The sequence below is a fragment of the Streptomyces sp. NPDC086080 genome (genome assembly GCF_044540255.1).
Lineage (GTDB): Bacteria > Actinomycetota > Actinomycetes > Streptomycetales > Streptomycetaceae > Streptomyces.
Window position 1 is genome coordinate 148,793 of sequence record NZ_JBITRU010000011.1, and the last position, 22,703, is coordinate 171,495.

At 71.7% G+C, this 22,703-nt stretch carries 21 protein-coding genes; 14 read left to right on the forward strand and 7 right to left on the reverse strand.

What is annotated here, in order from left to right; all coding sequences use genetic code 11:
• Positions 1 to 22: 22 nt before the first annotated feature.
• Positions 23 to 2,119, forward strand: a complete 2,097-nt coding sequence (locus tag ACIF9R_RS16140) for a SpoIIE family protein phosphatase (RefSeq protein ID WP_399979828.1) — start codon at positions 23 to 25, stop codon at positions 2,117 to 2,119.
• A gap of 50 nt (positions 2,120 to 2,169) precedes the next feature.
• Entirely contained in the window at positions 2,170 to 3,033 is an 864-nt protein-coding gene (locus ACIF9R_RS16145) for an Fpg/Nei family DNA glycosylase (protein WP_399979830.1), read from the forward strand.
• Between the two features lie 67 nt (positions 3,034 to 3,100).
• On the opposite strand, the gene ACIF9R_RS16150 is transcribed toward ACIF9R_RS16145, so the two are convergent.
• From ACIF9R_RS16150 to ACIF9R_RS16160, 3 genes are all read right to left on the reverse strand, one after another.
• Positions 3,101 to 3,763: a zf-HC2 domain-containing protein gene (locus ACIF9R_RS16150; protein WP_399979832.1), complete on the reverse strand. Its 663-nt coding sequence runs from the start codon at positions 3,761 to 3,763 to the stop codon at positions 3,101 to 3,103.
• A gap of 150 nt (positions 3,764 to 3,913) precedes the next feature.
• The gene (locus ACIF9R_RS16155) at positions 3,914 to 4,435 is read right to left on the reverse strand and encodes a hypothetical protein (RefSeq protein ID WP_399979835.1); all 522 of its coding nucleotides are present in this window, start codon (positions 4,433 to 4,435) and stop codon (positions 3,914 to 3,916) included.
• A gap of 136 nt (positions 4,436 to 4,571) precedes the next feature.
• A complete protein-coding gene (locus tag ACIF9R_RS16160) occupies positions 4,572 to 5,117 on the reverse strand; it encodes a sigma-70 family RNA polymerase sigma factor (RefSeq protein WP_399979837.1) in 546 nt (181 codons plus the stop codon).
• Positions 5,118 to 5,328: 211 nt separating this feature from the next.
• On the opposite strand from ACIF9R_RS16160, the gene ACIF9R_RS16165 reads away from it, so the two are divergent.
• Both ACIF9R_RS16165 and ACIF9R_RS16170 read left to right on the forward strand, forming a co-directional pair.
• Entirely contained in the window at positions 5,329 to 6,477 is a 1,149-nt protein-coding gene (locus tag ACIF9R_RS16165) for a CapA family protein (RefSeq protein WP_399979839.1), read from the forward strand.
• A 232-nt stretch (positions 6,478 to 6,709) separates the two neighbouring features.
• On the forward strand, positions 6,710 to 7,546 hold the full coding sequence (locus ACIF9R_RS16170; RefSeq protein ID WP_399979841.1) for a polysaccharide deacetylase family protein: 837 nt from the start codon (positions 6,710 to 6,712) through the stop codon (positions 7,544 to 7,546).
• Positions 7,547 to 7,575: 29 nt separating this feature from the next.
• On the opposite strand, the gene ACIF9R_RS16175 is transcribed toward ACIF9R_RS16170, so the two are convergent.
• On the reverse strand, positions 7,576 to 8,241 hold the full coding sequence (locus ACIF9R_RS16175) for a class F sortase (RefSeq protein WP_399979843.1): 666 nt from the start codon (positions 8,239 to 8,241) through the stop codon (positions 7,576 to 7,578).
• Positions 8,242 to 8,575: 334 nt separating this feature from the next.
• Here ACIF9R_RS16175 and ACIF9R_RS16180 point away from each other — a divergent pair, with 334 nt between their 5' ends.
• Positions 8,576 to 9,073, forward strand: a complete 498-nt coding sequence (locus ACIF9R_RS16180; protein ID WP_399979846.1) for a hypothetical protein — start codon at positions 8,576 to 8,578, stop codon at positions 9,071 to 9,073.
• Between the two features lie 93 nt (positions 9,074 to 9,166).
• On the opposite strand, the gene ACIF9R_RS16185 is transcribed toward ACIF9R_RS16180, so the two are convergent.
• Both ACIF9R_RS16185 and ACIF9R_RS16190 read right to left on the reverse strand, forming a co-directional pair.
• Complete coding sequence (locus tag ACIF9R_RS16185) at positions 9,167 to 9,931, reverse strand: DUF4239 domain-containing protein (RefSeq protein WP_399979848.1); 765 nt, start codon at positions 9,929 to 9,931, stop codon at positions 9,167 to 9,169.
• Between the two features lie 36 nt (positions 9,932 to 9,967).
• The gene (locus ACIF9R_RS16190) at positions 9,968 to 10,096 is read right to left on the reverse strand and encodes a hypothetical protein (RefSeq protein WP_399979851.1); all 129 of its coding nucleotides are present in this window, start codon (positions 10,094 to 10,096) and stop codon (positions 9,968 to 9,970) included.
• A gap of 644 nt (positions 10,097 to 10,740) precedes the next feature.
• Here ACIF9R_RS16190 and ACIF9R_RS16195 point away from each other — a divergent pair.
• The 3 genes from ACIF9R_RS16195 (at position 10,741) to ACIF9R_RS16205 (ending at position 14,967) form a co-directional block, all read left to right on the forward strand.
• Positions 10,741 to 11,685 carry an SCO0930 family lipoprotein gene (locus ACIF9R_RS16195; RefSeq protein ID WP_399979854.1) on the forward strand — a complete coding sequence of 315 codons (945 nt, stop codon included), beginning with the start codon at positions 10,741 to 10,743 and terminating at the stop codon, positions 11,683 to 11,685.
• Between the two features lie 331 nt (positions 11,686 to 12,016).
• Positions 12,017 to 12,829 carry an SAM-dependent methyltransferase gene (locus tag ACIF9R_RS16200; protein WP_399979856.1) on the forward strand — a complete coding sequence of 271 codons (813 nt, stop codon included), beginning with the start codon at positions 12,017 to 12,019 and terminating at the stop codon, positions 12,827 to 12,829.
• Positions 12,826 to 14,967 carry a putative bifunctional diguanylate cyclase/phosphodiesterase gene (locus tag ACIF9R_RS16205; protein ID WP_399979859.1) on the forward strand — a complete coding sequence of 714 codons (2,142 nt, stop codon included), beginning with the start codon at positions 12,826 to 12,828 and terminating at the stop codon, positions 14,965 to 14,967. Before ACIF9R_RS16200 ends, ACIF9R_RS16205 begins: the two co-directional genes overlap by 4 nt.
• A gap of 449 nt (positions 14,968 to 15,416) precedes the next feature.
• Here the strand turns inward: ACIF9R_RS16205 and ACIF9R_RS16210 are convergent, their stop codons facing one another.
• Positions 15,417 to 16,307 carry a LysR family transcriptional regulator gene (locus ACIF9R_RS16210; protein WP_399979862.1) on the reverse strand — a complete coding sequence of 297 codons (891 nt, stop codon included), beginning with the start codon at positions 16,305 to 16,307 and terminating at the stop codon, positions 15,417 to 15,419.
• A gap of 120 nt (positions 16,308 to 16,427) precedes the next feature.
• Between ACIF9R_RS16210 and ACIF9R_RS16215 the strand changes: the two genes are divergently transcribed.
• From ACIF9R_RS16215 to ACIF9R_RS16240, 6 genes are all read left to right on the forward strand, one after another.
• Positions 16,428 to 17,099 (forward strand): succinate dehydrogenase, encoded by a 672-nt coding sequence (locus tag ACIF9R_RS16215; protein ID WP_399979865.1) that lies wholly within the window; start codon positions 16,428 to 16,430, stop codon positions 17,097 to 17,099.
• A gap of 2 nt (positions 17,100 to 17,101) precedes the next feature.
• Positions 17,102 to 19,051, forward strand: a complete 1,950-nt coding sequence (locus ACIF9R_RS16220) for a fumarate reductase/succinate dehydrogenase flavoprotein subunit (RefSeq protein ID WP_399979867.1) — start codon at positions 17,102 to 17,104, stop codon at positions 19,049 to 19,051.
• The gene (locus ACIF9R_RS16225; RefSeq protein WP_399979869.1) at positions 19,048 to 19,797 is read left to right on the forward strand and encodes a succinate dehydrogenase/fumarate reductase iron-sulfur subunit; all 750 of its coding nucleotides are present in this window, start codon (positions 19,048 to 19,050) and stop codon (positions 19,795 to 19,797) included. Before ACIF9R_RS16220 ends, ACIF9R_RS16225 begins: the two co-directional genes overlap by 4 nt.
• 176 nt (positions 19,798 to 19,973) lie before the next feature.
• Positions 19,974 to 20,750, forward strand: coding sequence for a GNAT family N-acetyltransferase (locus tag ACIF9R_RS16230; protein ID WP_399979872.1), 777 nt, complete (start codon positions 19,974 to 19,976; stop codon positions 20,748 to 20,750).
• A complete protein-coding gene (locus ACIF9R_RS16235; protein WP_399979874.1) occupies positions 20,747 to 21,583 on the forward strand; it encodes a lysophospholipid acyltransferase family protein in 837 nt (278 codons plus the stop codon). Before ACIF9R_RS16230 ends, ACIF9R_RS16235 begins: the two co-directional genes overlap by 4 nt.
• Before the next feature lie 102 nt (positions 21,584 to 21,685).
• Entirely contained in the window at positions 21,686 to 22,666 is a 981-nt protein-coding gene (locus ACIF9R_RS16240; protein WP_399979876.1) for a DUF2382 domain-containing protein, read from the forward strand.
• The last annotated feature ends 37 nt before the right edge of the window (positions 22,667 to 22,703 follow it).

The window sequence follows — 22,703 nt, forward strand, 5'->3', positions numbered from 1 at the left end:
TGAATCCTGGCAAGGTGGGCCCATGCCTGATCGGGGAGCGAGCCCCCTGTCACTCCCGGACGACTGGCCGGACCACCCGGATCCGATCCTGGTGCTCAACCACATGGGCAGCTTCGACTGGGACCTGGACGCCGGGGTACTGCAGATGGACGCCCAGGCGCACGAGATCTTCGACGTGCGCCCCGACGAGTTCGACGACCGTCCCGAAACACTGTCGGCGCGGGTACCGCCGGCGGAGGCCCTGCGCCTGGACGCCACCGTCTCCCAGGCGATGAAGAACGGCAGCGAGAACTACGGCGCCTACTTCCGCGTCCGCCGCCGCGACGGCGTGCTGCGCTGGACCCACACGCAGGGCTACATCCGCCGGGACGCGACCGGCCGGCCCCACCGCATCATCGGCATCGTCCGGGACGCCACCCAGGAGCTCAGCGACACCGAGGGGCGGCGGGCACAGGCCGAGCAGGAGGACGCACGCCGCAGGCAGACCAACATCGTCCAGCTCACCACTGCCGCGCTCGCCCACGCCCGCACCGTGCGGGAGGTCATCGACGCTCTCAAGGACACCCACGGACTCACCCATCTGGGTGCGACCAGTCTGGTCATGGGACTGGTAGAGGCGGGCCGGATCCGGCTCATCGCCGAGGGCCCCGAAGGCAGCTTCGTCGAGGGCACCCGTATCACCCGGATCGACGAGCCCTACCCGATGAGCGAGGCGGTGCGCACCCTCGGTCCGTGCTTCATCGAGTCACCGGAGGAGTTCTCCGAGCGCTATCCGGGACTCTGGCAGGGCATCACCGGACTGAACATCACCTCGGCCGCCTACCTGCCGCTCATTGTCCAGGCCCGCCCGATCGGAGCGATGGGCCTGCTCTACAGCGACCGGCGCGGTTTCTCCGCCGAGGAGCGCAACATCCTGGTCGCCCTGGGCAGCAGCATCGCGCAGAGCCTGCAGCGCGCGATGTTCTACGAGCAGGAGATGGACCTCGCGCAGGGGCTGCAGCAGGCCATGCTGCCGCGCACCATCCCCAGCGTGCCCGGCGCCGATCTCGCGGTGCGCTACCGCGCCGCGACCATCGGCGGCACCTTCGGACGGGACATCGGCGGGGACTGGTACGACCTGATCCCGCTGCCCGGGGGCCGGGTCGGTGCCGTCATCGGCGACGTCCAGGGCCACGACACGCACGCCGCCGCCGTCATGGGCCAGCTGCGCATCGTGCTGCGGGCCTACGCCGCGGAGGGCCACCCGCCGGCCACGGTGATGGCCCGCGCCTCCGTCTTCCTGAACGAGCTGGACACCGACCGCTCGGCGACCTGCCTCTACGCCGAGGCCGACCTGTCCACCGGTGTGCTCCAGGTGGTGCGGGCCGGCCACATCGACCCCCTGGTACGCCGTACCGACGGCTCCTGCGAACGGCTCCCCGTCCCCGGTGGGCTGCCGCTCGGGCTGTCCGCCGAGTTCGGCGGGCTGGACTACCCCGTCGGCACGATAGAGCTCGACCCCGGCGACACTCTCCTGCTGTGCACCGACGGCCTGGTCGAGCAACCCGGCGCCGACCTCGACGACGGCATGGAAACCCTGTGCGCGCTGATCACCGTCGGCCCCGACGACGTACGCGACCTCGCGGACCGGCTCATCGACGTCGCCGAGGAACGCCGCGGTGACGACGACGTGGCGCTGCTCCTGCTGCGCCGCCGCGCCCTGGACAGTCCGCGCACCGGTGGCCGGCTCAAGAGTCATGTGCCGCCCGGTGAGCCGGGAGCCCTCTCCGAGACCCGGCGCATGATCCGTACCGCGGCCGAGGCGTGGGGCGCGCCGGACCGGGCCGATGAGATCGAACTGGTGGCCGACGAGATGATCACCAATGTGCTGATGCACACCGAGGGCACGGCGGTCGTCACCGTCCGGGTCCTCACCGGCGAGGACCGGCGCCTGCGCGTGGAGGTCGAGGACTCCTCCAGCGCCCTGCCGCGCCGCCGCGAGGCCGGCGAGTCGGGCGTCTCCGGCAGGGGCCTGCTCCTGATCGACATGCTCACCGACGTCTGGGGCGTGGAGGCGCGGGGCGGTGGCAAGTGTGTGTGGAGCGAGTTCGTGGTGGCCAAGGGAGCGGATCCGGCCTGACACCCTCGCGGACGGCCGGGCGGGCGCGCGGGCGGTGGCACCCTTGACGTATGCCGGAACTTCCCGAGGTCGAAGCGCTCAGGGACTTCCTCTCCGAGCACCTGACCGGCCATGAGATCGTCCGGGTGCTGCCCGTGGCGATCAGCGTCCTGAAGACCTACGAGCCGCCCCTCACGGCCGTCGAGGGCCGTACGGTCACCGCCGTGCACCGCTACGGCAAGTTCCTCGGCCTCCGCACGGACGGCGGACCGTACCTCGTCACCCATCTGGCCCGCGCGGGCTGGCTGCACTGGAAGGACCGCCTTCCCAGCGGCCCGCCCCGCCCCGGAAAGGGACCGCTGGCCCTGCGGGTCGCCCTGGAGACCGGCGCGGGCTTCGACCTCACGGAGGCCGGAACCCAGAAGCGGCTCGCGGTGTACATCGTGGCGGACCCCGAGGAGGTCCCGGGCATCGCCCGGCTGGGCCCGGACCCGCTGGCCGACGACTTCGACGAAAGCCGTCTGTCGGACCTGCTGTCGGGGGAACGCCGTCGCCTCAAGGGCGCCCTGCGGGACCAGAGCCTGATCGCGGGGATCGGAAACGCCTACAGCGACGAGATCCTGCACGCGGCCCGCATGTCCCCCTACAAGCCGGCCGGTTCCCTCACCCCGCAGGAGACCGCTCGCCTGTACGAGGCACTGCGCGGCACCCTCGCCGAGGCGGTGGAACGTTCCCGGGGGGTGGCCGCCGGACGGCTGAAGGCCGAGAAGAGGAGCGGCCTGAGGGTGCACGGCCGGACCGGCGAGGCCTGCCCGGTGTGCGGGGACACCATCCGCGAGGTCTCCTTCAGCGACTCCTCGCTGCAGTACTGCCCGGCCTGCCAGACGGGCGGCAGGCCGCTGGCCGACCGCAGACTCTCCCGCCTGCTGAAGTGAGCCCCGGGCGGGCTCGGCCGCGTCCCGCGTCCGCGGCACGATCCGCCGGACGGGTCACCCGGTGCCGTCAGCCGGTGTTCAGGTTGTCCAGCGTCACCAGGTGCTCGCCGTCCGCCGTGCGCACCTCGTAGTGGTCGATCTCCTCGGGGTGCAGGGCGGAGCCGCTCACCATGGTGTTGGGGCGTGCGTCGTGCCGGGGCACCTTCCAGCTGGTCACCGTCTCCTCGGAGCCGTCCCGGCCGATGATCACCAGACGGCAGACACGAGGCCCCGCGCCGTCCTTGATCTTCAGTTCCACGTCGCTGCCCCAGGCCTTGTCCTCCGCCGTCACCTCCGCCCACACCCCGGAGCGCTCGTCGGTGGCCTCGACGCTCACGGCGCCCTCCTCCCCGTCCCGCGCCGTCACCGTGATCGCCGAGGCCATCACCGCGATCACCACCGACGCGGCCAGCGCCAGCAGCAGCCGGCGACGCCCGGCACGGTTGCGGACCGCGACCTCGGACAGCAGCCGGTCCAGCATCCTCGGGCCGGGCTTGGCCAGCGGGTGCACCGGTCGCGGAGTGGCGCTCCGGTACAGCATCAACTGGCGTGCCGCAGGGCCGAATTCGGTCACCTGGACAGCGCAGCTCGGGCACTCCATGAGGTGGTCCTCGAAGCGGAACGCCTCCGCCTCGTCCAGCACACCGAGTGCGTAGGCGCCGACGTCGCGATGCCTCTCCAGGGACCTCATGCCGAATCCTCGTGCCTTTGGGTGCGGGTGGGGTTACTCCTTGCTCCCACCGGTACGCACCAGTCGGCCGAATCACTCAAGTGGCATGCCGAATCGTAACCAAAGGATTCGGAGCCCTCCGGCCCGCGGATTGGTCGGATTCCGAGGAACCTAGAAGAGGTGGATGGCGAGGTGACCGAGCGGCAGCCCGAGCTGCCAGGCCGGCGTCCACACCTTGGGCCCCTCGTCCTCGCCGCCCGCCGCGGCGCCCCCCGGCACGGCGTTCAGGTCCGGTGCCAGCAGCTCCGTCTCCCGCAGCCAGCGCCAGGCGTCCCTGGCCAGCTCCAGGTCCGGGTTTGGCGCGGACCGCCCGGACGCGACGGCGTCCACGGCCAGGTCGGCCAGACGCCCCTGTACCCACTCCTGCCACGGCTGCTCGTACGCGGTCAGCGACAGCCAGGTCTCCAACTGGGTCACCACCCGGATGCCGGACAGCTCGCCGTCGGTGTCGGACAGGAAGACGGTCAGCGCCAGCGCGTCCCGGCCGGCCCGGAACTCGAAGGACGTCGGCGGCATGAGATCGCCGCTGCGCAGCAATTCGTCGGCGATGTACTCGGCGTACAACCAGGCCATGGGGACGGCCAGTTCGCCGTCACCGGTGCCGTCCGCGCTCTCTCGGTCTCTGTCCCGCATCCCTTCCCGCCTTCCTCCGGTACGTGCGCGTCGCCCGAACCGGAGTCCCCGGTCCGCGACACGGATGAGGACAGCCGATTACCCAACCGGGGTCGTCGGCAAGGCGCTTTACGGAGGCTTGACCCGACACTTGGTTTCACCGCATGTCGGAGGCGTATCCGGGAAGCACTCGGCGAAGGGCACGCAGCGCGTAGTACGCGCGGGACTTCACGGTACCGGCCGGGATGCCGAGGGCCGTCGCGGCTTCCGCCACACTCGCCCCCTGGAAGTACACGAGCACCAGGACTTCACGGTGCTCCGGAGTGAGTGTCTTCACAGCCTCGCGGACATCGAGCGCCGCGGCCGCCCGTTCGGCGTGGTCGGAGATCACCCGCGCGTTCTCCAGTACGGCGTCCCCGACCTCGGCCGGACGGGCCTGCCGTGCCCGGCGTGCGTCGATCGCGAGCCGCCGTCCCACGGTCAGCAGCCATGGCCGCACGGAGTCGAAGTTCTCCGCGCGCAGCGCCTCGGGGTGCTGCCATGCGCGCACCAGCGTCTCCTGGACCAGATCCTCCGCGCGCTGCCGGTCCCCGTCGCAGAGCCGGAGCAGCAGCGAGAAGAGAGGCCGGCCGTGCTCGCGCTGCAGTGCGGCGAGCTCGTGCTCGGCGGTCGTCCCGTTCGTGAGTGTGATTCCGGCCGTCATGGCCGTATGCCAGCGTACGGCGCCCCTCGGGGACAGGGCGTGCACAGCAGCATGCGGCGGACGGTCGATCGCGTCGACGAACGGTCCGACGAACGGTCGAGGTGACCGTTCACGCACGCCGGACGGCCTAAAGAGCGTGTCGGAACAGCCGTGGTCGGGATGTGGCTTCTTACCTGTTCATCCATAAATACGACTACAGCGAGGTGACGTGATGATTGCACGCAGTCGACAACTGGCCCTCGTCCTGGCCGTCGCCCTCGCCGCGGGCGCCGCCTGCCAGGCCCGGGACCACCAGCCCCCGGAACCGGGGCGTCCGGCCCCCTCCGTGGCGCGCGGCTTCACCCTGGTCGCCTCCGGCGATGTGCTGCCCCACACCTCGATCATCGAGCGCGCCCGCTACGACGCCGGCGGCACCGGGTACGACTTCGGGCCGATGCTCTCCGGCATCCGCTCGGTCGTCGCCCCGGCGGACGTGGCGCTGTGCCACATGGAGACCGTCTACGGTGCCGACGGCGACTACACCGGCTACCCGCTGTTCAGATCCCCGCCCGAGATCGCCCAAAGCCTCGCCGCCACCGGCTACGACGGCTGCTCCACCGCCTCCAACCACACCCTCGACGACGGCGCGGAGGGCATCCGCCGCACCCTCGACGCCCTCGACCGGGCGGGCGTACGTCACGCCGGCTCGGCACGCACCGAACAGGAGGCCGGCACGGCGACCGTGCTGCGCGCGGGCGCGGCGCGCGTCGCCCATCTCGCCTACACCTCCGACACCAACGGTCTCCCGCTGCCTCAGGACCGGCCCTGGGCGGTGCGCCTCGTCGACGAGGCGCAAATCGTCGACGACGCGCGGGCCGCCCGGAAGGCCGGAGCCGATGTCGTCGTGGTCTCCGTGCACTGGGGCACCGAATGGCAGGACGCCCCGGACCTGCGGCAGATCGACCTGGCCCGTTCGCTCACCGCCTCGAACACCGGCGGCCGCCCCGACATCGACCTGATCCTCGGCACCCACGCCCATGTCCCGCAGGCGTACGAGAAGGTCAACGGCACCTGGGTGATCTACGGGATGGGAGACCAGATCGCCGGCGAGATGACCAACCACGAGGGCGTCCATGACCCGCGCGGCAACCAGTCCACCCTGGGCCGCTTCACCTTCGCCCCGCCGAGGCGCCCCGGCGGACGCTGGGAGGTGACCCGCGCCGAGTTCGTCCCGCAGTTCTTCGACGTGGACGCCGGACGCGCCGTCAACCTCAACCAGGCGCTCGCCCGGGGCGCCGAGGTGCAGGCGGTGCGCGACCGGATCCGGGACGTGGTGCTGAGCAGGGGAGCGGCGCAGGACGGGCTCGTGATGGGGGAGTGAGGACCTGTCACCGTCACCGGGCCGCGGCACCACACCTTCGGGCCGTCCGTGCCCCGTTCGCACCGACCGGACCGCTGTTCCCTCCCGGCAGCGAGGCGATCGGACCGCGTGGCCCCGGCCGCCACGCGGCCGGCGGGATCCACCGCCCCGCAATGCGCCGACCGGGTGGAATCATGCCGCCGCACCGGTGTCGCGGGGGTGCGTCGGCCCTCCACGGGGCGACTGATGAGTCATGCAGAAGGATCAGTTGCTCACCCGGCGCCGGGCCCTGCTCACCGGTGCCGCCACCCTGGGCGCGGCGGGTGTCGCCGCGGCCCTGTTGCCGGGCACCGGGGACCGGGCCGCCTCCCCGGCGCCGCCCGCCGCCGGCGCCCGGGCCGCCCGTCGGCCGCTCAGGCCCTCCGAGTACCGCCTGCGGCCCCTGACCGGCTACGGACCGCCGCGCACCACCCGCAGCACGCCGGTGCGCAAGGAACCGCTGCTGCGGGTGAACGGGCGCGGTCGCACCATGGTGCTGACCTTCGACGACGGACCCGACCCCCGCTACACCCCGCACATCCTGGACACACTGGCCCGCTACGACGTGCGCGCGATGTTCTTCGTGTGCGGGGAGATGGCCGCCGGGAACCGGGACCTGCTGGCCCGGATGGCCGACGAGGGGCATGTCGTCGGCAACCACACCTGGAGCCACCCGCTGCTCACCCGGCTCAGCCGCCGCCGGATCCGCTCCGAGATGGAACGCACCTGCGACATCGTCGAGGAGGCCTACGGCGAACGCCCCGAATGGTTCCGCGCCCCCTACGGCGCCTGGAACCGCGCCGCCTTCCAGCTCGGGGCGGAACTGGGCATGGAGCCCCTGGCCTGGACGGTCGACACCCTCGACTGGACCGCGCCGGGCACGGCCACCATCGTCGACCGGGTGGCGGACGGCGCCGCCCCCGGCGTCGTGGTGCTCTCGCACGACGCCGGGGGCGACCGCTCACAGAGCGTGCGGGCCCTGCGCGCCTATCTGCCCGGGCTGCTGGACTCCGGGTACCACATCACCGTGCCCCGCCGGCAGTACGCCTGAGCGCCCCCGCCCGCCCGGACGGGGCCCGCTCAGCGGACCTCGGTCAGGCGGGCGAAGGCGACGACGTTCCCGTCGTACCCGTTCTGCTGGGTGAAGCCGCCGCCACAGGTGATGACCCGCAGCTCCGCCGTCCCCTTGGAGGCGTAGACCCGGTCGCCGGGGAAGTCGTTCTTCGAGAAGACCTCGATGCCGTAGATCTCGAACACGGCCGTCTTCCCGTCCCCCCGCGCGATCTCGACGCGGTTCCCCTTCTTCAGCGCTCCGAGCGCGTAGAACACCGCCGGCCCCTGTGCATTGTCGACGTGGCCGACGACGACCGCCGTGCCCTTCTCGCCCGGCGAGACCGCGCCGGTGAACCAGCCTGCCAGATTCGGGTCCTGGGGCGGTGGCGCGTCCACCCAGCCCTCGGCGTCCAGACCCACCGGCAGGACCGGCGCGTCCACCTGGATCGCCGGGATCCGCACCCGCTGCGGTACCGCGTACGGCACCGGCGGCACCGCGTCGGCCACGATGCCGGGAGTCCGGCTGTCGGCGGCGGCCGCGCCCGCCGGCTGGGGCGGGCCCACGTCGAATTCCCCCGAGCCGTTCCGGATCAGCGCGAGGCCGGTCAGCAGCACCAGCGCTATCACGCCCCACGGGGCGCGCTTCCTCGGCCGGGCCTCCCATTCGGCTTCGTCCGGCTCGACAGCAGACATGGGCCTTCCCCTCTCGACACGGCCGTCGCCGTACCACTCGCGCATGATCAGAACGCTAGGCGTCGCGCGCGCGACCGGCGACGGGGCGGCGGCGAACGGGTGGCGCGGACACGGTCGGGTCCGCCATCCGGGGCAGGGTCCGACGAAGATTTTCTGACGGTCCGTGACCTGCGGCGATATCCCCTCGCACGGTGCGCGCGAGGGGCCGTCCTCACCGGTACGGACCAGCGCCGAAATGCGGGTCGGCGCAGGGCAACTGAGGGTCTTTCCGGGAGGCGCTTTCTCGCCGATCGGACCGGGGACGGGACCCGGGGCGTCTTCCGCGGAGGATCACATGCGCAACTCACGTGCCCTGGCGGTCGCCGGAGCCGCGGCCGCCGTCCTCGGGGTCGCCGCCCCGGCGGCGGTCGCGGATTCCGGCCGGGTGCCCAACCCGTCCAACATCGTCGCCCTGCCCAGTGTCATCGCCCGCGGCGGCCAGCTGACCATCACGGTCGACGGCTGCCCCAACGGCGGCACCGCGACCTCCAACGCGTTCCAGAGGACCAATCTGACGCCCGTCCACGGTGCCAACCACACCTCCAAGGGCACCGCCACCATCTACGACGACGCCCGCCCCGGTTCCTACGACATCACGGTCCACTGCTCCGGCAGAAGCCTGACCCGCCCGGCCGCGTTCACCGTCATCGGCGGCGTCCGCGGCGGTATCGGCGGGAGCAGCACCAGCGGTGCCACGCCCACCGACGTGGCGATCGGCGGCGCGCTGGTGGCGGCCGCGGCCGTCGGCAGCGGTGTCTTCTGGATGCGCCGCCGCGCCGAGAAGCGGATCTGAGCCGCTGTTCCCCTCGCCCCCGTTTCGCACCTGCCCGAAAGGCCGGGCCCCGGATCCCGAGGGATCCGGGGCACAGCTCTGCTCGCACAGGCCCTAGGCTTCGAGGTGCGGGAAGAACCTCAGGAACGGGTCCGCCGACGCGGCGAGACCACGGCCGTACGGCGCGTCGAAGTCCCAGATGAGGAAGAGAAGGAAGGCGATCAGCGCGGAGAACAGGCCGGCGAGGATCATCTCCCGGGCGGTGCGCCGGATCTGCAGCGCGAAGATCATCCCGATGGTGATGACGGCCCCCGCGACGAGCCCGAACCACACCACGCCCGGCATGGTCTCCCCGGTCGACTCGGCCCGAGCGCTGCGCGCCTCGTGGGCGGCGGCCACCTGGTCCACGAGTGGCTGGTAGGTCTGTGCCTCGAAGTCCGTGCGCGGCTCGTAGTCGGTGACGTCCCGGCGGAGCCGGTCGAGCAGCTCCGTGCCGCGTTCGGTGACCTCGCCGTCGTCGGCCATGGCCCGCCACTCGGTGGTGACGACGTGTCCGACATAGGCGTTGACATCGTCCCGGATGCGGTCGCGCACCTCCGCGGGGTAGACCCGTACCCGCTCGCTGACCTCGTGCAGCGCCACCGCCTCCGCCCGTACGTGCTCCTCGGCGGCGCTGCGTCCCTCCCAGACACCCGCGATGGCGAGACCGAGGACGATGGCGTACACGACACCGATCCACATCGTCATGTACTCGATGACGTCGGGGGTCTCGCTGGTGTCCTCGTCGTCGGCCGCCCTGCGGTGCCGCAGCAGGGTGATGACCACCACGACGACACCCGCGGCGAGCATCGCGAGGGTGAGAACAAGCCATTCCGGCAAGAGATACCTCCAGAAAGGGGCGGGGCGGGGCGGTCCTCAGCGCGGGCGCAGCGCGGCGATGGCGACCACCGCGGGCGTCGTGATGAGCAGCACGAAGGTGAGTGGTGAGGTGGCGCCGCCGGCCGGCTTCCGGGGCGGGGCCGCGCGATACGCCGGGTAGCGCACGGGCGTCGCTGACGGCCGCGGTTCCGGCGTGACCGACGGCGTCGGCGTCGGGGCCGGTGGCGGAGGCGGTGCGGGCCGGGTCGGGGGGCGCGGCGGCGGTGTGGGGGCCGGACGGGGTGGCGGCGGCGCCGGACGGGCCTTGGGCGGGGGAGGGGGCTCCGGGGCCGGGCTGGGGCTCGGCGGGGGAGGCGGGGCCGGGGTGGGCTCGGGCGGGGGTGGCGGCGAGGGCGAGGGCGTGGGGGTGGGCGTGGGGGACGGGGGAGGCGGCAGACAGGGCGGGGGGTCCGTCCAGGTGACGACTCCCGCGACCGCCACCGCCTCCGTGCCGCCCGGTCCCGTCGACGCGTACGCGCAGGCGTCGGCCACCGCCGCGCCGGGCGCCCCGACCAGCGCCCAGAGCAGCGTCGTCGCGGCCAACGCGCGGGCCGCGACGCCGGATTGGTTCGGTACGAGAGGGTGCACGACGAGGATCATGAGTCGCCAGGCACCCGGTCACGCGCGGGAGCCCGGTGATTGCCCCGAAGGAGTTAAAGAGAAGAAAACCGGTCCGCCGTTGAACACAACCCGTGCCTTCGTGCGTACCCCTCGTCGAGCGGCGGCACAGCAGGGCGCTGCAGGACCCTGGCGATGATGTGGAGTTGACGATGAATACCTCCTGGCGGACCGCCTCACTGGTGGCGAGCGCCGCGGCGGTGCTGGCCCTGACCACCGCGTGCGGTCAGGACACCCCGCAGCCCCCGCCCAGCCAGAACGTGGGTGCCACGGCCGCGGCCGGGGACTACGGAAACGCCGGAAACGCCGGGAACGCCGGCGGCAACAAGGCGGGCGGCGGACAGGCCGTCGCGGGCACGTCCGGCACCGCGGGCGAGCTGAACGTCTCCACCAACGCCGAACTGGGCAAGGTGGTGACGGACAACCTCGGTCTGACCCTGTACCGCTTCGACCAGGACACCGCCGAGCCGCCCGCGACGAACTGCGAGGGCGACTGCGCCAAGACCTGGCCGCCGGTGCCCGCCGACGACGCCTCGGCCGGCGAGGGGATCGACGAGGCGCTGCTCGGCGAGGTCGCCCGGGCCGACGGCACCAAGCAGCTCACCATCGGCGGCTGGCCCGCCTACCGCTACGTCAAGGACGTCAACGCCGGTGACGTCAAGGGCCAGGGCGTGGGCGGCAAGTGGTTCGCGCTGACACCCGAGGGCAAGAAGGCACAGGCCGCCGTGCAGGCCGGTCTGTCGACCCGCAAGGACCCCAAGCTCGGTGAGATCGTCGTCGACAAGAACGGCATGACGGTCTACCGCTTCATGAAGGACGAGGCCTGGCCGAAGCCCGTGTCGGCCTGCACCGGCGAATGCGTGAAGAAGTGGCCGGTGGTGGCGCCGGTCGACTTCGAGGACACCAAGGGCATCCAGAAGAAGAACTACATGGTCTTCACCCGCCCGGACGGCGCCGCCCAGCAGACGATCAACTGCTGGCCCATCTACACCTTCGCCGGTGACAAGGCTGCCGGCGACACCAACGGTCAGGGAGTCGGCGGCACCTGGTACGCCGTACGCCCCGACGGAAAGCCGGTCGGCGCTTCGGAGAAGTAACAGCCTCCCAGGGTGTCGTCCACTCCGGATGCCGCCGGGCCGGGTCCGCCCCTCCGCAATCCGCGGAGGGGCGGACCGTTTTGCTGGGATTCACTGGGATTCACCTGAACCCGTGGAATCATGGGCACTCGTCTCCGCGTACTTCTCGGCGTGTCGGAACTCTCCGGAATGCCGCGGGCACTTTTCGTCACTCATGGGGACATGGCGATTCGGCACGTGCCACTGGCAGTGACCGGGAACGGATGGTCAATTTCCGTTTGGGGTCGCTCCTTTGGCGGGCGATCAGTAGCCTCTGCTCGAACACCGGATCGCCTACGCCTTGGAGAGATACATGGAGCGTCCCGCCTGGGCCCCCCGGAGCATCGATATCTCGGTGCCCAGCGTCTCCCGGATGTACGACTACTACCTGGGCGGTTCGCACAACTTCGAGGTCGACCGGGAAGCGGCCCGCAAGGCCATGGAGTTCATGCCGGGACTGCCCAAGATCATGCAGGCCAACCGGGCGTTCATGCGGCGGGCGGTACGTTTCGCCGTCGCCGGGGGCATCACCCAGTTCCTGGACATCGGCTCCGGCATCCCGACCTTCGGCAACACCCACGAAGTGGCCCAGGCGGCCGACCCGGACGCACGCGTGATGTACGTCGACCACGATCCGGTGGCGGTGGCGCACAGCCAGGCGGTGCTCGAGGGCAACGACGGCGCGGACATCCTCGCCGCGGACCTCCGCAAGCCGCGGGAGATCCTCACCAGTCCCGATGTGCGGCGGCTGATCGACCTGAATCGGCCAGTGGCCCTGCTTCTCGTTGCGATACTGCATTTCGTGGAAGACGCGGACGACCCGTACGGGGCGGTGACCGAACTGCGCGAGGGGCTCGCGCCCGGCAGCATGCTCGTGCTCACCCATGCCTCGTACGACGGAGTCCCGCTGCCGCCGGAGCGGGCCGAGGGGGCGGTGGATGTGTACCAGAACATTCGCAACCCGCTGATCATGCGCACGCGCGACGAGATCGCGCGGTTCTTCGAGGGGTACGACATGGTGGAACCCGGACTGGTGCCGATGCCTCACTGGCGGCCGGACACCGCACCGGAGGACGAGGATCCCTACGCCTTCTCCGGTTTCGCGGGCGTGGGGCGTACGGCGTGAGCGCGGAGCCGGACGGGCCGGAGGACAGACTGCGCCGGTTCGCGACGATCTGGAGCCGGGCGGTCTTCCCGGTGACCTCGACCTCGTCGACCCGCCCGGAGTTCGAGGCGCGCCTGGTGCCGCTGGCCCGCCGGCTGAGCGAGGCGCTTCGGGCCAGGGCGTTCGACGCGGACGCGGGCCGGGCGGTCGGCGCCGCCCTGGTGCGGGCGCACTGCACCGATCCGGAGGCGCTCAGCCGGACCCTGGACTGCGTGGACGCCTATCTCGTCCTGTACTGCGGCGAGGACGGCGACCGTGAGGACCTGAGGGCGCGCAGCGCGAGGCTCCAGCACGCCATGGCCGCCGGGTACGCGCAGGCGCTGCGCGAGCGGACGCTGGCCGAACAGGAAGCCATCGCGCAGGCCGCGCTGAAGGCACAGGGGGTCGTGGCGCAGGCGCTGCACGCCACCGAGGCCCGGTTCCGCGCGGTCTTCGAGGGCGCGGCCATAGGCATCGGCATCGCCGATCTGAAGGGCAACATCCTGCAGGTCAACGGCGCGCTGCGGCGCATGTTCGGCCTGTCCGAGCAGGGTCTGCTCGGCCGCGACGTCAAGGACTGGGTCCACCCCGACGACGCCCCGCACACCTGGCGGCTCTACGACGAGCTGGTGAGCGGCGAACGCGAGCACTACCACCTGGAGAAGGCGTTCTACCGCCCCGACGGAACGGTCCTGTGGACCAATCTGACGGTGTCCCTGCTGCGCGACGCCGACGGTGCCCCGCAGTACCAGCTCGCCCTCATGGAGGACACCACCGAGCGGCGGCTGCTCAATCTCCGGCTGCGCTACGAGGCCACCCACGACGCGCTCACCGGTCTGCCCAACCGGACGTTCTTCTTCGAGCGCCTGGAGAAGGCGCTCGGTGCGGGGGAGGGCCAGCGGTTCGGGCTGTGCTACCTCGACCTGGACGGCTTCAAGACCGTCAACGACAGTCTCGGGCACGCGGCGGGCGACCGGCTGCTCGTCGAGGTCGCCGACCGGCTCCAGGCCTGCGCCACCGCGCCCGGCGAGATGGTGGCCCGGCTCGGTGGTGACGAGTTCGTGGCGCTGACCACCGGCCCCGACACCCAGCGCAAGGTCGACGCGCTCGCGGCCCGCATCATGAACGCGCTGCTCGCCCCGATCAGCATCGACGGCCGTGAACTGACCGTGCGCGGCAGTATCGGCATCGTCGAGGGACCGGCCGGGGAACGCAGCGCGGCGGAGGTGCTGCGCAGCGCCGACATCACCATGTACCGGGCGAAGTCGGCGGGCGGCAACCGGTTCGAGCTCGCCGACGAGGAGGCCGACGCCCGGGCCATCACCCGGCACGGGCTGACCACCGCGCTGCCGACGGCCCTGGACCGGGGCGAGTTCTTCATCGAGTACCAGCCTCTCGTCCACCTCGGCGACGGCAGCGTCCGGGGAGCCGAGGCACTGGTGCGCTGGCTGCACCCGCAGCACGGGGTGCTGTCCCCCGACCGGTTCATCCCGCTCGCCGAGGACACGGGACTCATCGTGCCGCTGGGCCGCTGGGTGCTGGAGCAGTCCGTGCGGCAGGCCCGCGACTGGCGGGACCGCCACGGGGGCGAGGCGCTGGGCCCGCTGCGCATCAACGTGAACCTCTCGCCCTGTCAGCTCACCCACCCCGGCCTGGTCCAGGACACGCTGGACATCCTGGAGCGTACGGGTGTGGCCCCCGACGCGCTGTGCCTCGAAGTGACCGAGTCGGCGCTGATCGGGGCGGACGACGACCTGCTGAAGCCGCTGCGCCGGCTCGCCGAGATGGGCGTCGACATCGCCCTGGACGACTTCGGCACCGGCTACTCCAACCTCGCCAATCTGCGCCGTCTGCCGGTGAGCGTGCTGAAGCTGGACCGTTCCTTCACCCAGAGCATGCAGCAGTACCCGGCCGACCCGGTGGATCTGAAGATCGTCGAGGGCATCGTCTCCCTGGCCCACAGCCTCGATCTCACGGTCACCGTGGAGGGCGTGGAGACCGGGGCCCAGGCCGAACAGCTCCGCATCCTGGGCTGCGACACGGCTCAGGGCTGGTACTACGCCCGCCCGGGCCCACCGGACCGGCTGCACGAGCTGGCGCTGGTGGACGCGACGGGCTAGGGCCTGTCGCGGAAGCGGCGCCTGCCGCGCGACGCCCGGCGCACCTCGGTCGTACGGTGGCCGCGGGTGCGTCGTGGTCGCTCGCGCAGTTCCCCGCGCCCCTGGGGGCGAAGCCCTCACGGACGGAGAGGGCCAGGTGGGAACAGGTCAGGAGAGGGACGCGGTGAGCGCGGGTGAGTCACGGCTCTCCGGCCGGCACTCCACCTACGCGTGATCGCCGGACCGCACGACCACCCGGGCAGTTCGGCGGACGGCGCCGTGCACGAACCGTCGGGCATCGCCCGCCGCGTGTACTGCCACCAGGTCACCCCCACCTCCCGAGGGGTGCGGGGCCGTGCCCGGTGTGCGGCTCCGCCGCGTGGGCGCACGGGGGTCCGGGGGCGGAGGCCCCGGGGACGGGCGGGGAAGGGGCGGCGGGGGGCGAAGATCCCCGTGTGTCCACGCTCGCGTCAGCGCTCCAGCAGCATCCGCTGCAACTCCCGAGCCGCCCGGGGCGGAGCCACGTCACTGCGGTGGGCCAGCGCGATGGCGCGGTGAAGCCCCGGCCGCGCCAGCGGAGTGACCCGCAGCCCGTGCCCTGCCCGCGCCGCCACCATACGCGGCACCACGGCCACCCCCAGCCCCGCCCGCACGAACCCCAGAACCGCGTCCATCTCCCCGCCCTCCACCGCGAACTCCGGCTCGAACCCCTCCGCCCGGCACGCCGCCACCGTCAGCTCCCGCAGGTCGTACCCGTGCCGGAACATCACCAGCCGCTCACCGTCCAGATCGGCGATCCGCACGGTCCCCCGCCCTCGCCCCCGTCCCGGTCGCGGCGCGTCCGGGGACGACACCACCACCAGGTCCTCGCGCAGCAACTCCACCGTGGTCAGCGCGGGCGACGGCGTCGGCAGCGGCAGCACCACCAGGGCCAGATCCAGCGCACCGCGGGCCAGTTCCCGTACCAGGTCGTGGGAACCGCCCTCCTCGACCAGCAGCCGGACCCCGGGATACCGGTCGTGGAACGCGCGCAGCACATCCGGCAGCAGACCGGTGCACAGACTCGGCGTCGCCCCCAGCCGGACCCGCCCGCTGCGCAGCTGTGCCACCTCCTGGACCTCGTGCCGTGCGGTGTCCGCGTCGGCCAGGATCCGCCGCGCCAGCGGCAGCAGCGCCTCGCCCGCGTCGGTCAGGGTGATGTTGCCGCGCGCCCGCCGGAACAGATCCGCCCCCAGATCCCTCTCCAGCGCCTTGATCTGCTGCGACAAGGACGGCTGTGCGACATGGACCAGCTCCGCGGCCCGGGTGAAGTGCCGGGCCTCGGCGACCGCCACAAAGTACTGGAGCTGCTGAAGCTGCATGGCCCCAGCATAGGCTTCCTCTATCAAAACGAGGCAGACCATGTCTTGGACCGATGGGGCCTTCCGGCCCTAGCGTCTGATCTCATGGCTCTGGCAACGCGGACGGACCGACGGCCGTCCATGGCACGCACCGTGTGGGACTCGACCGTCGGCAAGAAGACGGTGATGGCGGTCAGCGGCATCGTCATGCTGCTCTACCTGGTCGCCCACATGATCGGGAACCTGAAGATCTTCTTCGGGGCGGAGGAGTTCAACCACTACGCCCACTGGCTGCGCACGATCGGCGAGCCGGTCATGCACTACGAGTGGACGCTGTGGCTGATCCGCGTGGTCCTCGTCGTCGCCGTGATCGCCCACGCCGTCTCCGCCTACCAGCTGAGCCGCCGCGACATCAAGGCACGCCCCAGCAAGTACGTGCACAAGAGGCCGAGGGCGAGCTACGCCACGCGCACCATGCGCTGGGGCGGCGTCATCCTCGCCCTGTTCATCGTCTGGCACCTCCTCGACCTCACCACCGGCACCGTGCACTCCGGCGGCTTCGAGACCGGCAAGCCCTACCAGAACGTCGTGGACACCTTCTCCACCTGGTACGGCAACACCGTCTACGTCATCGCGATGCTCGCCGTCGGACTGCACATCCGGCACGGCTTCTGGAGCGCCGCCCAGACCCTCGGCGTCGGCAGCCGCACCCGGGACCGCGCCCTCAAGACCATCGCCCATGCCCTCGCGCTGCTGCTCACGGCCGGCTTCCTCGCCGTCCCCGTGGGCGTCATGACCGGAGTGGTGAGCTGACCATGACTTCCTACACCGCGTACACCACCGGCGCACGGGTCGCCGACACCAAGGCCCCCGCGGGCCCGATCAACGAGCGCTGGGACAAGCGCCGCTTCGAGGCCAAGCTGGTCAACCCCGCCAACCGGCGCGGCAAGACCGTCATCGTCGTCGGCACCGGCCTGGCCGGCGGCTCCGCCGGTGCCACCCTCGCCGAACAGGGCTACCGCGTCGTCCAGTTTTGCTACCAGGACTCGCCGCGCCGCGCCCACTCGATCGCCGCGCAGGGCGGCATCAACGCGGCGAAGAACTACCGCAACGACGGCGACTCCGTCCACCGCCTGTTCTACGACACCGTCAAGGGCGGCGACTTCCGCTCCCGCGAGTCCAACGTCCACCGCCTCGCGCAGATCTCCGTGGAGATCATCGACCAGTGCGTCGCCCAGGGTGTGCCCTTCGCCCGCGAGTACGGCGGACTGCTCGACACCCGTTCCTTCGGCGGCGTCCAGGTCTCCCGGACCTTCTACGCCCGCGGCCAGACGGGCCAGCAGCTCCTTCTCGGCGCCTACCAGGCGCTGAGCCGGCAGATCGCCGCCGGCAACGTCGAGATGCACCCGCGCACCGAGATGCTCGACCTGATCGTCGTCGACGGCCGGGCCCGCGGCATCGTCGCCCGCGACCTGATCACCGGGAAGATCGACACCTACTTCGCGGACGCCGTCGTCCTCGCCAGCGGCGGCTACGGCAACGTCTTCTACCTGTCGACGAACGCCATGAACTCCAACGCCACCGCGATCTGGCGGGCGCACCGGCGCGGTGCCTACTTCGCCAACCCCTGCTTCACCCAGATCCACCCCACCTGCATCCCGCGCACCGGCGACCACCAGTCCAAGCTGACCCTGATGAGTGAGTCGCTGCGCAACGACGGCCGGATCTGGGTGCCCAGGGCCAAGGGCGACACCCGCCCGGCCCACGAGATCCCCGAGGACGAGCGCGACTACTACCTGGAGCGCGTCTACCCCTCCTTCGGCAACCTCGTGCCCCGCGACATCGCCTCCCGTGCCGCCAAGAACGTCTGCGACGAGGGCAGGGGAGTGGGCCCCGGCGGCCAGGGCGTGTACCTGGACTTCGCCGACGCGATCCAGCGCCTCGGCCGCAAGGCGGTCGAGGCGAAGTACGGCAACCTCTTCGACATGTACCAGCGGATCACCGACGAGGACCCGTACCAGGTGCCGATGCGCATCTACCCCGCGGTGCACTACACGATGGGCGGGCTGTGGGTCGACTACGACCTCCAGACCACCGTCCCGGGCCTGTTCGCGATCGGCGAGGCCAACTTCTCCGACCACGGCGCCAACCGGCTCGGAGCCTCCGCGCTCATGCAGGGCCTGGCCGACGGCTACTTCGTCCTCCCGGCCACCATCAACGACTATCTGGCCCGCAACCCGCACCAGGACGCGGTGTCCGACGAACACCCGGCGGTGCGGGAGGTGCTGGCCGAGACCCGGGACCGGCTCGATCTGCTCCTGTCGGTCGACGGCGACCGCACCCCCGACTCGTTCCACCGCGAGGTCGGCGAACTCATGTGGGAGTTCTGCGGCATGGCCCGCACCGACACCGGCCTGCGCAAGGCACTGGAGCGGATCCCGCAGATCCGCGAGGAGTTCTGGCGCCGTATCAAGGTCCCCGGCACCGGCGAGGAGTTCAACCAGTCGCTGGAGAAGGCCAACCGCGTCGTCGACTACCTGGAACTCGCCGAGCTGATCTGCCTCGACGCGCTGCACCGCTCCGAGTCCTGCGGCGGCCACTTCCGCGAGGAGTCCCAGACCCCGGACGGCGAGGCCGCCCGCCGGGACGAGGAGTTCTCCTACGCCGCCGCGTGGGAGTTCTCCGGCACCGGCGAGGCTCCCGTCCTGCACAGGGAAGACCTGGTCTTCGAGTACGTCCACCCCACTCAGCGGAGCTACGCATGAAGCTCAACCTGCGCGTCTGGCGGCAGAAGAACGCCGACGCCGACGGCGCCATGTCCACGTACGAGGTGGACGGCATCTCACCCGACATGTCCTTCCTGGAGATGCTCGACACCCTCAACGAAGAGCTCATCCTCAAGGGCGAGGACCCGGTCGCCTTCGACCACGACTGCCGCGAGGGCATCTGCGGTGCCTGCTCGCTGGTCATCAACGGCGACGCCCACGGCCCCGAGCGCACCACCACCTGCCAACTGCACATGCGGTCCTTCCAGGACGGCGACACCATCGACGTCGAGCCGTGGCGGGCGTCGGCCTTCCCCGTGGTGAAGGACCTGGTGGTCGACCGCTCGGCCTTCGACCGCATCATCCAGGCCGGCGGCTACATCACCGCCCCGACGGGTGCCGCGCCGGAGGCGCACGCGACGGCCGTACCCAAACCGGCCGCCGATCTCGCGTTCGAGCACGCGGAGTGCATCGGATGCGGCGCATGCGTGGCGGCGTGCCCCAACGGGGCGGCGATGCTGTTCACCTCCGCGAAGGTGAACCACCTCAACGTCCTGCCGCAGGGTTCTCCCGAGCGGGAGACACGGGTGCTGGACATGGTGGCGCAGATGGACGCGGAGGGATTCGGGGGCTGCACGCTCACCGGCGAGTGTGCCACCGCGTGCCCGAAGGGCATTCCGCTCATGTCCATCACGGGGATGAACAAGGAGTGGCTGCGGGCCACTCGCAAGGTGAGCAAGCGGTAGCACCGCGTCGTACGCGGGGCCGGGAGAGGTGCTCCTCCCGGCCCCGTCCGCTTCCGGCTCCCGCCATTCAGCATCTCCACATCCGTACTCCCGGCTTTGGTCACGCACACGCCAACCCCGCTCGGAAGAACAGGGGTGTCCCCACTCCAGCTCCGGTGCGTGATCAGGAGAGAGCCATGACCGGCGTGCTGATTGTCGACCACCCCCCGCAGCCCACCACACCCCCGCGCTACACCGTCACCCTCGCCCGCGACGAGGAGGATGTGCGGACCGCGCAGCGGTTGCGGTACGACGTCTTCGCGGGGGAGATGGGCGCCCTGCTGTCCGGTCCGCAGCCGGGTCTGGACGTCGACCCCTTCGACGCCTACTGCGACCACCTGCTCGTGCGTGAGGAGACGACCGGGCAGGTCGTCGGCACCTACCGGCTGCTGCCGCCGGAGCGCGCCGGGATCGCCGGACGGCTGTACGCGGAGAGCGAGTTCGAGCTGTCGGCGCTCGACACGATACGGCCGTCACTCGTCGAGGTCGGCCGCTCCTGCGTGCACCCGGACCACCGTGACGGCGCGGTCATCGGCCTCATCTGGGCAGGCATCGCCCGCTACATGACCGACCGGGGGCACACCTGGCTGGCCGGCTGCTGTTCCGTGCCGCTCGCCGACGGGGGCGCGCTCGCCTCCGCCACCTGGGACCGGGTGCGGGCCCGGAACCTCGCGCCCGAGGAGTACCGGGTACGCCCGCTGCTGCCCTGGCGGCCGCCGCGCACGGTCCCCGCGGCCGCCCCCGCCGGGCTGCCCGCCCTGCTGCGCGGCTATCTCCGGCTCGGCGCCTGGGTCTGCGGGGAGCCCGCCCACGACGTGGACTTCGGCGTCGCCGACTTCTATGTGCTGCTGCCGATGGACCGGGTCGACCCCCGCTATCTGCGGCACTTCCTCTCCCTCGTCCCCGCCCGGTGAGCGTCTGGCTGCCGGGCGCGCCCTGCACTCTCCGGGGCTGTGTGGACCCCGGCACGCACCACGCGGCCTTCGTGCCGGCCGTGCCGAGGCTGGCGGCGGCCGGGCTTCTGGTGCTCGCCGGGATCGTGCTGCTGCCGTTCGGACGGTGGATCCCCGACGGCCTGGTGCGCCCATGGTGCCGGTGGCTCGTGCGGGCCGCGGGAGTCCGGGTCCGTATCGCCGGGGCAGCCCCGCCCACGGGCGGACTGCTGCTGGTCGCCAACCACATCTCGTGGCTGGACATACCCCTGCTGGCCGCCGTCCGCCCGGCCCGCATGCTGGCCAAGTCCGAGATACGACGCTGGCCCGTGGCAGGGGCGCTGGTCGCGCGCGCCGGAGTGCTGTTCATCGACCGCGACCGGCTGCGTGCCCTGCCCGGCACGGTGGCCACCCTCGCCGGGATCCTGCGCGGCGGCGCGGCCGTCGCGGTGTTCCCCGAGGGCAGCACCTGGTGCGGCCGGGCCGGGGGCCACTTCCGCCGCGCGGTCTTCCAGGCGGCGCTGGACGCCGGAGTCCCGGTGCAGCCGGTCCGTATCCGCTACCGGGACCCGCGGGGCGGACCGGCCACCGCGCCCGCCTTCGTCGGGGACGACACCCTGCTCGCCTCGGTGTGGCGGGTGGCGTCGGCCCGGGGGGTGATCGCCGAGATCGAGGTGCGGCCCCCCGTCCCACCGGGACGTCACACCGACCGCCGCGCCCTGGCGTACGCGGCCCAGTGGGAGACCGTCCCGGACCATGTCCCGGACCATGCGAGCGGCCAGGGGCGCGGGGTCCGGCACGGTCACCACGAGTGAGCACTGTGGAAAATTAAGTTCGATTGTGGCTTTTGTACTGTTTTGGGTTAGCTGATCAGGAGAACCGGAGAGGAGCGACCCCCGAAGGGAGGGTGATGGAGGATGATCACCCGCGAAGAGATCTCGATCCTGCTGGAGCACCCCGTGTACGACGGGGACGGCAACAAGGTCGGCGACGCGAAGCACGTCTTTCTCGACGACGCGAGTGGACGCCCCGAGTGGGTGACCGTCAAAACCGGCGTGTTCGGTTCCAGCGAGTCGTTCGTGCCCATCCGCGACGCCGCTCTCGTGAAGGACCACCTCGAGGTCCCCTACGACAAGGAAAAGATCAAGGGCGCGCCCAGTGTCGACCTCGACGCGGGCGGACACCTGTCGGTGGACGAGGAGCAGCGCTTGTACGACTACTACGGCATCAACTGGGACTCGGTCCTGTCCGACGCGGGGGAGCGCGACCGCACCGACGACAAGGGCCCGGCCGGCAGGGCGGGCGCCGCCGGAGCCGCGGGAGCGGCGGGTGCCGCGGGAGCGGCGGGCGCGGCCGGGCGCCGGGGCGATGCCTCCCGGGCGGCCGGCGCGCCGGGCACCACCGGAAAGCCGGGCATGGCGGCCACCGCGGGAACCACGGGGACCACGGGCCACCGGGGCGAGGCCCGCACCGGACCCCGCGACGATGCGATGACCCGCTCCGAGGAGCAGATGCACGTCAGCGTCGAACGGCGCGAGTCCGGCCGGGCCAGGCTGCGCAAGTACGTGGTCACCGAGGAGGTCCAGCAGACCGTGCCCGTGCGCCACGAGGAGGCACGCGTGGAGCGCGAGCCGATCACGGAGGCCAACCGGGGCGAGGCCATGGCGGGCCCGGACATCTCGGAGGCCGAGTACGAGGTCACCCTGCACGAGGAACGCCCCGTCGCGACGACCGAGACGGTACCGGTGGAGCGGGTCCGGCTGACCACGGAGGAGAAGTCGACGAACGAGACCGTCCGCGGCCGGGTCCGCAAGGAGCGCATCGAGGCCGAGACCGAGCTGAACGACGACGCCGGACGCCGGGGCCCCGATGCCCCGAGGAAGGGCAGGGGACAGTAGCCCTCCTCCTTCGCACGACGCGCCGGTGCCCCGTCAC